8 protein-coding genes are annotated in these 11,883 nt (G+C 60.0%); 5 read left to right on the top strand and 3 right to left on the bottom strand.

Annotation, left to right across the window (positions count from 1 at the left end):
• Positions 1–189: 189 nt before the first annotated feature.
• The 4 genes from ACZ0AZ_RS15865 to ACZ0AZ_RS15850 are packed head-to-tail and all read left to right on the top strand — an operon-like array spanning position 190 to position 4,225.
• Positions 190–1,167, top strand: a complete 978-nt coding sequence (locus tag ACZ0AZ_RS15865) for a Bug family tripartite tricarboxylate transporter substrate binding protein (RefSeq protein ID WP_129998891.1) — start codon at positions 190–192, stop codon at positions 1,165–1,167.
• A gap of 56 nt (positions 1,168–1,223) precedes the next feature.
• Entirely contained in the window at positions 1,224–1,682 is a 459-nt protein-coding gene (locus ACZ0AZ_RS15860) for a tripartite tricarboxylate transporter TctB family protein (RefSeq protein WP_039760883.1), read from the top strand.
• Between the two features lies 1 nt (position 1,683).
• A complete protein-coding gene (locus ACZ0AZ_RS15855) occupies positions 1,684–3,198 on the top strand; it encodes a tripartite tricarboxylate transporter permease (protein ID WP_129998890.1) in 1,515 nt (504 codons plus the stop codon).
• A complete protein-coding gene (locus tag ACZ0AZ_RS15850; RefSeq protein ID WP_463537709.1) occupies positions 3,191–4,225 on the top strand; it encodes an AbrB family transcriptional regulator in 1,035 nt (344 codons plus the stop codon). Before ACZ0AZ_RS15855 ends, ACZ0AZ_RS15850 begins: the two co-directional genes overlap by 8 nt.
• 117 nt (positions 4,226–4,342) lie before the next feature.
• On the opposite strand, the gene ung is transcribed toward ACZ0AZ_RS15850, so the two are convergent.
• Complete coding sequence (ung, locus tag ACZ0AZ_RS15845; protein WP_083353373.1) at positions 4,343–5,035, bottom strand: uracil-DNA glycosylase; 693 nt, start codon at positions 5,033–5,035, stop codon at positions 4,343–4,345.
• Between the two features lie 132 nt (positions 5,036–5,167).
• On the opposite strand from ung, the gene ACZ0AZ_RS15840 reads away from it, so the two are divergent.
• Positions 5,168–6,280, top strand: a complete 1,113-nt coding sequence (locus ACZ0AZ_RS15840) for an enoyl-CoA hydratase/isomerase family protein (RefSeq protein ID WP_463537708.1) — start codon at positions 5,168–5,170, stop codon at positions 6,278–6,280.
• A 67-nt stretch (positions 6,281–6,347) separates the two neighbouring features.
• Here the strand turns inward: ACZ0AZ_RS15840 and ACZ0AZ_RS15835 are convergent, their stop codons facing one another.
• Positions 6,348–11,252, bottom strand: a complete 4,905-nt coding sequence (locus ACZ0AZ_RS15835; RefSeq protein WP_463537707.1) for a calcium-binding protein — start codon at positions 11,250–11,252, stop codon at positions 6,348–6,350.
• Positions 11,200–11,883 (bottom strand): hypothetical protein, encoded by a 684-nt coding sequence (locus ACZ0AZ_RS15830; protein WP_463570780.1) that lies wholly within the window; start codon positions 11,881–11,883, stop codon positions 11,200–11,202. The genes ACZ0AZ_RS15835 and ACZ0AZ_RS15830 overlap by 53 nt, the downstream gene beginning before the upstream one ends.

Genomic DNA, 11,883 nt, shown 5'->3' with positions numbered 1-11,883 from the left:
GGCTGTAATGCCTGCTCGCCTTGCTCGATTCCAGAATTGCACTGTCGGTTTCTCACCGCGGTCCTGTTTCCCCTCCGTTGTTTCAATGCTTGCGCTCCCGCCGCGAGAAAACTGCGCCTGCCGCTAAGCTTTAGCGTTGCCCGTTGATCATTCAGTCCATCCATAACAACAACTCCTCTGGAGACTCAAATGAACGTATCACTGCGTAAAGTCGCTCTCGCCGCTGGCGCGATGCTGTTCGCCGGCCAACTCATGGCCGAGCCGAAACGCCCGGAATGCATCGCTCCTGCCTCCCCCGGCGGCGGTTTCGACCTGACCTGCAAACTGGTGCAGAGCGCCCTGGTCAACCAGAAGCTGCTGAGCAAGCCGATGCGCGTCACCTACATGCCCGGCGGTGTCGGCGCGGTGGCGTACAACGCGGTGGTCGCGCAACGTCCGGCGGATGCCGGCACGCTGGTCGCATGGTCGAGCGGTTCGCTGTTGAACCTGGCGCAGGGCAAGTTCGGTCGCTTTGATGAAACCAACGTGCGCTGGCTCGCGGCGGTTGGCACCAGCTACGGCGCCATCGCAGTGAAAAGCGATTCGCCCTACAAGACTCTGGACGATCTCGTTCAAGCCCTGAAGAAAGATCCAGGCTCGGTAGTCATCGGCTCCGGCGGCACCGTCGGCAGTCAGGACTGGATGCAAACCGCACTGATCGCCAAGGCTGCCGGGATCAACCCGCGCGAGCTGCGTTACGTGGCACTCGAAGGCGGCGGTGAAATCGCCACGGCCCTGCTCGGTGGCCACATTCAGGTCGGCAGTACCGACATCTCCGACTCCATGCCGCACATCCAGAGCGGTGACATGCGCCTGCTCGCGGTATTCGCCGACAAACGTCTGGACGAGCCGGAAATGAAGGACATCCCGACCGCTCGCGAGCAAGGCTACGACATCGTCTGGCCGGTGGTGCGGGGCTTCTACCTCGGGCCGAAAGTCAGCGACGAAGACTACGCCTGGTGGAAAGACGCGTTCGACAAACTGCTCGCTTCCGACGAGTTCGCCAAGCTGCGCGATCAGCGTGAGCTGTTCCCGTTCGCCATGACCGGCCCGGAACTCGACACCTACGTGAAAAAGCAGGTCGCCGACTACAAAGTGCTGGCCAAAGAGTTCGGCCTGATCCAGTGATCGTCTCTGTCTAGTGGCCGCGCTCCCCGCTTCGGGGGCGCGGCACAGGAGTTCTCATGCTTATTCAACGCATATTCGCCTCGGTGTTGCTGCTGGTGTGTGCCGGCCTGGCACTGATGGCGTGGCCGTACCAGGCGGCTTTTTCCTACGAACCGGTCGGCCCGCGCGCCTTTCCGCTGCTGATGCTTGGACTGATGGGGCTGGCGCTGCTGTACATGGTGTTCCGTCCGGCGCCGATCAAACACAGTGAAGACGAGCCGCCGCTGGACCGCGAAACCCTGACCAAGATTGCTATCTGCGTCGCGCTGTTGCTGGTGTTCGCCGGCCTGTTCGAACCACTGGGTTTCATCCTCAGCAGCATCGTGATCGGCATTCCGATGGCGCGCCTGTACGGCGGCCGCTGGGTGCCGAGCATCGTCGTCACCACGCTAATGGCCATTGGTCTGTACCTGTTGTTCGATCGGGTGATGGAAGTCCCGCTGCCCCTTGGCCTGCTCGACGTGCTGGAGAACTGATATGGATACCCTCGGTTATTTGGGTCAAGGCTTCGGCGTCGCGCTGAGCCCGTACAACCTGGTCACGGCGCTGACCGGCACCTTGATCGGCACCGTCGTCGGCCTGCTGCCGGGCCTCGGCCCGATCAACGGCGTGGCGCTGCTGATCCCGATTGCGTTCGCACTCGGTTTGCCGCCGGAGTCGGCGCTTATCCTGCTCGCGGCGGTGTATCTGGGCTGCGAATATGGCGGGCGGATCAGCTCGATTCTGCTGAACATTCCCGGCGAAGCTTCCACCGTAATGACCACCCTCGACGGCTACCCGATGGCCCGCCAAGGCATGGCCGGTGTCGCGTTGTCCCTGTCGGCGTGGAGTTCGTTCATCGGCGCGTTCATCGCCACCTGCGGCATGGTCTTGTTTGCGCCGCTGCTGGCGAAGTGGGCGATTGCCTTTGGACCTGCGGAATACTTCGTGTTGATGGTGTTTGCGATCGTCTGTCTCGGCGGCATGGCCGGTGATCGACCGTTGAAGACCTTTATTGCGGCGTTGATCGGCCTGTTCCTGTCCAGCGTCGGCATCGACGCCAACAGCGGCGTGTACCGTTTTACCGGCGACAACATTCACCTGACCGACGGCATTCAATTCGTGGTGCTGGTGCTGGGTCTGTTCTCGATCAGCGAAATCCTCCTGCTGCTGGAAAAAACCCATCGCGGCCAGGAAGCGGTAAAAGCGACCGGGCGCATGATGTTCAACTTCAAGGAAGCGGCTTCGGTGTTCGTGGTGAACATTCGTTGCGGCCTGCTCGGTTTCATCATGGGCGTGTTGCCGGGTGCGGGCGCGACACTGGCCAGTGCCGTGGCCTACATGACCGAGAAGCGCATCGCCGGGGCCAGCGGCAAGTTCGGCCAGGGCGACGCCCGTGGCCTGGCTGCACCGGAAACGGCGATCGGTGCTTCGGCCTGCGGCGCGCTGGTGCCGATGCTGACACTGGGCGTACCGGGTTCGGGCACCACGGCGGTGATGATCGGCGCGCTGTCGCTGTACAACATCACCCCAGGCCCGCTGCTGTTCCAGCAACAACCGGACATCGTCTGGGGCCTGATCGCGTCGTTGTTCATCGCCAACATCATGCTGGTGATCCTCAATATCCCGATGATCCGTATCTTCACGCGCATCCTCGCCGTGCCGAACTGGGCACTGGTGCCGGTCATCGCGATCATCACCGGGATTGGCGTCTACGCCGTTCATGCCACCACTTTCGACCTGTTCCTGATGGTCGGCATCGGCATCTTCGGCTACATCCTGCGCAAGCTGGACTTCCCGTTGTCGCCAGTATTGCTGGGCTTCATCCTCGGCGGTCTGATGGAGCAGAACCTGCGTCGCGCGCTGTCGATCTCCAACGGTGCGCTGGAAATCCTCTGGTCGAGCCCGATCACTTTCGGTGTCTGGGTGCTGACGGCGCTGATGCTGGTGTTCCCGCTGATTCGCATCTGGCGCAAACGCGCGGTCGCTCGTCGCGCCATCGCCGATGTCTGATCGCTCGTCCCTGAAAGCCTGGTGGGGCACCCCGCTGGTCGGTCTGCTTGGCGGTTTCATCGCCAGCCAGATCGGCTGGCCGCTGCCGTGGATGGTCGGGTCGCTGCTGGCGATCATCCTCGTGCGCTGCCTGACCCCGTGGCAACTGGCGGAAATCCCTGGCGGCCGCAAGTGCGGCCAGTGGATCGTCGGCATCGGTATCGGCCTGCACTTCACCCCGCTGGTGATGGAGCAGGTGCTCAGTCATTTCGGTCTGATCTTCTTCGGTGCGCTGGTCACTAGCCTGTCGGCGGTGGTCGGGGTGTGGCTGATGCGCCGCACCGGCGAGGATCGCGCTACCGCATTTTTCTCCAGCATGCCCGGTGGTTCCGGGGAGATGGTCAACCTCGGCGCGCGCAATGGCGCCCGGCTCAGCCATGTTGCGGCCGGGCAGAGTCTGCGGGTACTGGTGGTGGTGTTGTGCGTGCCGGCGGCGTTCAAGTATCTGCTCGGTGACGGCACGCCGATTTCTCACGCCGGCAGCGTCGATTGGCGCTGGCTGGCGATTCTTTTCCCAGCGGGCGCCCTGCTCGCCTGGCTCTGGCAGCGTTTGCGCCAACCCAATCCATGGCTGTTCGGGCCGTTGCTGGTCAGTGCGGCGGTGAGCATTACGTGGGATTTGCACATCGGTTTGCCCAATGGCGGCAGTCAGATCGGCCAATGGCTGATCGGCAGCGGTCTGGGCTGTCACTTCAATCGCCAGTTCTTCCGCCACGCCCCATCCTTCATGGGCCGGACTTTGATCGGCACGGCACTGACCATGTTGATCGCGTCACTGGCCGCGTTGGGCTTGAGTACGCTGACCCATCTGGATTTGCGTTCGCTGACCCTTGGGATGATGCCCGGCGGGATTGCCGAGATGAGCTTGACGGCGGAGACCCTGCAATTGTCGGTGCCACTGGTAACGGCGATGCAGGTGATGCGGCTGTTGTTTGTGCTGTTTCTGGCGGAGCCGTTGTTCAGGTACTGGAACCGTCATCCCGCGTAAGACTGAAAACCGAGTTGCCCTTTTCGCGAGCAGGCTCGCTCCCACCGGGGGTTTGTGGATTGCACACAATTCCTGTGGGAGCGAGCCTGCTCGCGAAGGGCCAACCCGGTCGAGACATCAAATTGGTGGCAAGCGCCAGTCAATCGGCGTTTCGCCATTCTGTTCGAGAAACTTGTTGGTCCGGCTGAAGTGGCCACAACCCAAAAATCCGCGATAGGCCGACAACGGCGATGGATGCACCGAGGTCAGCACCAGATGCTTGGTCGCGTCGATCAGCTTCTGCTTGCTCTGCGCATGGGCGCCCCAAAGCATGAATACCAGATGCGGCTGCTTTTCGCTGACCACTTCAATGATGCGGTCGGTGAAGTGTTGCCAGCCCTTGTCCTTGTGCGCGTTGGCGTTGGCGCGCTCGACGGTCATGGTGGTGTTGAGCAGCAGCACGCCCTGATCGGCCCAGCTCTGCAGGTAGCCATGGTTGGGAATGTCAATATTGAGGTCGCGCTTCAGCTCTTTATAGATGTTGACCAACGATGGCGGCGCCGGCACGCCCGGTTGCACCGAGAAGCACAGACCGTGGGCCTGGCCCGGGCCGTGATACGGATCCTGACCGAGGATCACCACTTTCACCTTGTCCAGGGGCGTGGAGTTCAGCGCATTGAAAATCAACGGCCCGGGCGGGTAGATCTCCTTGCCGGCCGCCCGCTCCTGCTGCAGAAAGCTGCGCAACTCTGCCATATAAGGCTGGTCGAACTCAGCACGCAGTGCCTCCTTCCAGCTCGGTTCGAGTTTGATACGGTCGTCAGCAGTCATGGTCATATCCGGCAAAAACAATGGGGCGAACCCTAGGAAAGCCGACCACGCTTGTCAATTGATCTGACGCAGATCCGGCACTTTCCCACGCAACGATCATACTGATCGTTCAAATTCCTGATCGAGGTCACGATGAATCTGCACTTCGAAGAACTTACCGGCACCGACGGCGCCCGCATCGGCATCGCCAGCCTGGATGCCGAAAAATCGCTGAATGCCCTGTCCCTGCCGATGATCAACGCCCTCAGCGACAAATTGAACGCCTGGGCCAATGACCCGCAAGTCGTCTGCGTGCTGCTGCGCGGTAACGGCGCCAAAGCCTTCTGCGCCGGTGGCGAAGTGCGCAGCCTGGTCGAAGCCTGCCGCGCTCACCCCGGCGAAGTCCCTCCGTTGGCCGCGCAATTTTTCAGCGCGGAATATCGCCTTGATTACAGCCTGCATACCTATCCGAAGCCGCTGATCTGCTGGGGTCACGGTTACGTGCTTGGCGGCGGCATGGGCCTGTTGCAGGGCGCCAGCACGCGGATCGTCACGCCGAGCAGCCGTCTGGCGATGCCGGAAATCACCATTGGTCTGTATCCGGACGTTGGCGCCAGCTGGTTTCTTGCGCGGTTGCCGGGCAAGCTCGGCTTGTTTCTCGGTCTGACCGGCGCGCATATCAACGGCCGTGATGCGCTGGATCTGGATCTGGCCGACCGCTTCCTGCTCGACGAACAGCAACCGCAATTGATCGAAGGCTTGTTGCAATTGAACTGGCAGGAACAGACCGCCATGCAGCTCAACAGCCTGCTCAAGGCTTTGCAGCAGGAGGCACTTGAGCAAATGCCCGAAGCGCAGTGGCTGCCGCGTCGTCAGCAGATCGACGAACTGCTCGATGTCAGCGACGTTGCCTGTGCGTGGAAAGCCATCAGCCTGCACCGCGACAGCAGCGATCCGTTGATTGCCCGCGCGGCGAAAACCATGACCGAGGGCTCGCCGCTGACCGCGCATCTGGTCTGGGAACAGATCAGCCGCGCGCGGCACATGTCGCTGGCCGAAGTATTCCAGATGGAATACACCCTGAGCCTCAATTGCTGTCGCCACCCGGAATTCAGCGAAGGCGTGCGCGCGCGGTTGATCGACAAGGATCAGAAGCCACACTGGCATTGGCCGGATATCAATAACGTGCCGGATGCGGTGGTCGAGGCGCACTTTCATAAAGCCTGGGAGGGGCGGCATCCGTTGGCGGATCTGACTCAGTATTGAGCTGACTCGTGGCCCGCGATGGCAACTGGTTTGCGTCGCGGGCTGGCTCAATCGGTCGTTTGGCAACTCAGACGTTCAGTTCGTAGAACCCAATGATTTCCTTCAATGCCCGCTGCGCTTCATCGTCGCCCTTTATCAAAATATCCTCGACGTCCCTCAGTGGCGGGAGAGGATGCAGACGTTCGGCAATTTGCGTTGCGGTGTAGTCTTGAGTCGCTGTTCCTTCGCTGACCCTTATGAAGCCAATAGCGCTTTCACCTGCGGCAAAGTGATTGGAAACCCGGATTTTCGGCGCCATGCCGTAATCCACCACGATCACCAGATCATCGCGCTCACGGTGAAACTTCAAGTTGTCGATCGTCAACCTGCGTTCGGAAAAATCGATCCCGTCCCGGCCGCCTCCGTTATTGATGATCACGTCTCGACCGAGGCCATCGTATCGGTAGAGATCACTTCCAGCGCCGCCCGCCAGCGTGTCATCACCCGGCCCACCCAGCAGCAGATCATCACCGGGGCTGCCCGTGAGCACATCATCCCCCTGCATACCTCGGATCTCTCCCGCCCCGGTTATCGTGTCATTGCCACGACCGCCGACTAATGGAAGTGCTCGTCCGTCTCGCAAGGAAGTTGAACGGGTGGGATGGTTGACGATGACACCCGTATGAAAAGTCTCGGGCGCGGGTCCCAGCTGACTTGATTCCAGGAGCTGCTTCAAACTTGCGACCGACCCATCGGCGAACTTTACGAGCTCAATACCGGCGCCCTCAAGTTCACCGTTGTGGGGCAAGACGATGCGGACTTTTTGCGTCCCGCCCCATTGGATATCGAGTGTCGGATGAAGCATTTTCGCTCTCGGCGGGTTGCGGTAAGCCCCGCGACTCGGGTTGGGCTCCAGCTCGACATGGGTGGTCTCTATCAGCGCAGCACCCCAGCTCAATTGCAGTACATCGCGCTGCGCGCCTGCTGGAAGAACGACCGTGTCCTGATCGATCAATCCGTATTCGTCTTTCCACCCCGCTACGCCAATTTCTGCTCGGTGGAAAACAGGGTTGAGCACGTCCGCAATCGTGGTTGTCGCTCCGGCATGCGCTTGCACGATGTAGGTGTCGGCGCCGTCTTCGCCGTAGAGCCAGTCATCACCCGAGCCGCTGAGCAGATAGTCGGCGCCCTCGGAGCCCAGCAAGGTATCGTCACCTGCACCTGCGGATAAAAACGCGCCCGGTGTTCTGTCACCGACAGTGCCGTAGTCAAGTGGGGAGCCTGCATAAGCGACGATCAGATCGTCTCCCGCGCCGCCGTGGAAAACGTTTTCCACTTCGACGTTGACTCGCCCGCCGGCATCGTTGCCATGGACGATTTTGCGTTTGATCGTTTCAGTCGTGACATCCCAGCGAAACGCCTTGGGCACTGTTGCACCCGAACTGAAGCTTGCCGCCGGATAGACGTACCAGCCTTCAAGCGCGCCGGATTGCTGTCGGTCTTCAACCAATACGTCGCCCGTATTGAATGAAAACCCGTTGGCCGAGCCGGATCGATAATAGCGAGGTGCCTGGCTTGAGGAAGGCATTGCTCCCTCCGCTTTCACCGGTTTATGTTCGACACGGGTTGTGGTCTTCGACTGCCTCTCACTGATCACGGCTTGCCCGGCATCAGCCTTCATCCATGGCGGCGTTTCAGACAGTGCCCCGGCCCCGATGCTGTCATCGTTCAGTTCGGTGTGAGTGGTGTAGCCGGTGGCGCTGGTGGAGATATGACTGCGAACCCAGACGCCTTGGTCGTTCAAGGTAAAACCTGTGGCGAGTTTGCGGGCAGAGCGTTTTGACTTGAGTTGCGCGAGGAGTTGATCGGTCCAGTTGACCGTTTGAACAGATGCCACCGGGGCTTGCGCCGCAGCGGTTACATCGTCTGGCTTAACCGGATCCTCAACTTTGCCTTCCTGGGTTCCTGTGGCGGTTACAACTTCCGATACGGGTGATTCGGGCACCTCTATCGGCGGCAATGTTTTGCGCAGGACATCTGCGTAATCAAGTACCACGCCGTCGTTGAAACTGAATGTGGAATCCTTCCACATCTGGTGATTCTTGATGAGTATCGCATCGCCCGTGCCATTGGCCAGTCGCAACACCGTACCGACGGCAGCTTCGATAACGTCGGCTTTCAGACTTTGCGCGGAGAAACCTGCGCCGAACCTGACAACGTTGCGGCCACCCGAGTCGTTGACAACATCCAGCCCGTCGCCAGTGCCGAAATAGTAGATGTCAGCACCCTCCAGCCCATCCAACACGTCGTGACCGGGACCGCCATCAAACACGTTATCGCCAGAATCGCCGCGCAGGTAGTCCGTCCCTTCCCCGCCCAGCAAGGTGTCGTTGCCACCGCCTCCGAGCAGCGTGTCGTTGCCTGAACCACCGTCCAGATAATCGGCATTGTGCTCGGCCTCAGCGCTGTTTTCGTAATCGCCGGCCAGGATGTCGTCACCCGCGCCGCCGTACAGCGTGTCCGCACCGAAACCACCCTGTAACGTATCGTTTCCTTCACCGCCCTGAAGCAAATCATCATTGATGCCGCCCGGCTGCAGGTCAGACACGTCACCATCGAGGAAATCAGCTCCCGCCCCACCCAGCAGCGTATCCGCGCCGCCCATGCCTCGCAGGGTGTCATCCCCCGCACCGCCATCAAGAAAGTCGTTACCGTGATAACGAACCGGATGCTCGGGGCTATCGCCAATCAGATCATCATTGCCTTCGCCGCCGAAGAGCAAATCATCGCCACCGCCGCCCCAGAGCTTGTCATCGCCGGGGCCACCGTCCAGCAGATCATCGCCAAAAAAATGCGCGGCATCGCCTTCGACGCCGTCCAGTACGCCGTCATCACCCTGCAAGATGTCGTTGCCAGGGCCACCATACAAAGCGTCGCTGCCACCGTTACCGCCGAGTGAATCATCACCACTGCCGCCGTCCAGCATATCGTTGCCATGGTGTTTGCTGGGTAGACCACCGCCCCAATCGAGGTTGTCGCCGAGCATTACGTCGTTGCCGCTGCCACCGGCCAGGGTGTCGTTACCTTGATCGCCTTTGAGAAAATCGTCGTCAGCTCCGCCGTCAAGCAGGTCCTCCCCCCAGCCGCCGTTGATAATATCCTTGCCGCCCTGCCCGTACAGCACGTCGTCAGCGCCCTCGGGCGCGCTGTTTATCGAGGCGTTTGAATAGACCGCTCGGTGACTGGTCACACCGCGAGCAATCGTGACGGCAGCGCGCTTGACCGCCCAACCTTGTTCCAGCGCACCGGTGGTTTCGTCCCCGGATAACACATCATCGCCAGCACCGCCGATCAGGGTATCCCGGTCATTGCCACCGAGCAGAACATCTCGCGATGCCGTACCGATAAGCAAATCGTCACCTTGCCCGCCGTCGAGCCAGTCTCCGCGACTTGCCTTGCCCATGGCATCACCCTCAACCAGGGCCTTTTCGATTGTCGTCTGCTTGTCGCCGAATAATCGATCGTCTCCAGCCTTGCCGAACAATCGATCAGAACCACCCAAGCCGAGAATGACGTCGTCTGCGGCGGAACCGTAAAGTACGTCGGCCTTGTTGCGCTGTTTTACCTGGGGCAGCAGCACCACGTTGCCCAGTTCATCAAAGGAGGGCTGATCGCCGGGGACAGTTGGATCTGTGTCTTTGGCTTTCCAGTCGCCCTGAAGCGTCAAATCCGCAGCAGTGAGCGGCTGCCCCTCGTATTCAGGGAGGCGGATGCCAAGCATCCCGGGCTGGAAGTTTTTGATCACCACCAGATCGCCCTCGCCGTATTTGATGTTGAGGGTGCTTTCAACAAGCGTCAGGCTGATGGACCGATCCTCGGTAGACAAGATATTGCTCAGAGGCGCGTGGCGTTTGAGTTGGGGAATCGGCGCGCCGTTGATCCACAGTTGCCCATCGGCATTGGCCTCAAGAATCTCGTCGAGGCCATCGCCGCTGGAGAATTCATAACGGTCGTTGCCTTCGCCCCCGATCAGAGAATCGTTACCCCTTCCTCCGATCAGCACATCATCACCGGCCATCCCGTACAACACATCATTGCCGTCACCTCCGCTCAGCGAGTCATTGCCGCGACCACCTTCAATGACATCGCGACCGGCCATCCCATGGATCGAGTCATTGCCCACGCCGCCATACAGATGATCGGCATTGGCGCCACCAGCGAAAGATCGCCCGCCGTCATCACCGAACAGGGCCAGCGGGTTCAACACACCTGTGGTCATCGGCGCCTGTTTGCCTGAGGCGAGATCGGAGTAGGAAAACTGCTGCAGCGAGTGTTCGCCAAACGAGCCCTGGGTTCGGGCAATCAACCGCGCCAGCATTTGCGCTCGATCCGCCAGCCACGGCGCGGTGATGACGCCTTCGCCAGTGTGCGGATCGTAAAGTTCAAGGTTGCGGTCGGGATAAGCGTCGGCTCGCTCTATTACGACTTCACTGAGTTGCTGCAAAGAGTTGCGCAACGCCAGACCGAGCGGCGTCGCCTCGCCTGCCAGTTTCGCCCATGCATTGGCATTGCCGAACTCGCCTATTGTCCGGGTGACGATGCTTTGCGACTGCTCTGGGGAAAATGCCGAAAAGAATGCGTAAGCGTTGCTGGCGAAGGTTTCGTTGGTGGTGGGTGTGGCAGCAGAATCGCCGTCGTAAGTGCGCTTGAACATGTCGAAAAATTCGTTCTGGCCGTAGCGCAAGATCAGCTCGACCACGGCGGCAACAGGCGTGCCTTTGACTACATGCTGAATCAGCGGATTCACACTGCCACTGGCCAGCGCGATGTTGATTTGCTCGGGTACGACCGATAGCAGACTTTGCAGTGGATTGATGCCGAAATTGCTGATCGCCGCTCGCAGGCCGACGCTGTAGGCGTCGATGGCGAAGAGAATGTTTTTATAGTCGTCGAGCCGGTTGGGTTTTGCCTGGATGGGTGGGTGGGCCGCCATCTTCCGCATCCGGGTCGCCCGCAGAGATCAGTCTCCACGTTTCATAGGGAGGTTTACCGCCCAACAGGCTGAATCCGACTGTTCCAGACCAGCCGGCATTGCGTTTCACGGCGGTATCGTCCTCCCCGCAAACCTCCTTGAACAGCGCCTCGCCAATCGCGCTGGCGTCGATTTCAGCGATCTGGCTGATTGACGGAACCGTCCATGGCGCCAGTTGACCGGCAAGGGATCCGTTGATCAGGGTATTGATGAAGTTGACGGCAACCTGGTTGGATGAAAGCTGCATCAGGTCTTCACTGAAAATCGTATTCAGTCTGAGTTCACCCTGACGTGAGGTGTAACCACGAATCAGGGCCGAGTAGGCACCGTTTCCACCGTTGGCATCAATGGCCACGGCAAGCCAGAGTCTGGCGTTTTTCAGCACCTCTCCAGCCTCATTATCGACAGCGAAAACCTCAGAAATTTTTTCGCCAATAATATCGAACAGCTTTTGGTACAGGGGGGCGCAGCTTGCCCCTGCTAATTTCAGTGCATCGTACTGAAGCTGTTTTGAGCGCAGCCTCATTCCTTTGCAAATATTGGCTGCGTTGATAATCTCTGATTTTTCCATATCGCTGAATAAATAACTCAT

It is taken from the genome of Pseudomonas sp. AC239 (assembly GCF_979258545.1).
The sequence above is the reverse complement of the archived record's forward strand: the minus strand, read 5'-3'. Positions and strand labels throughout refer to the sequence as shown.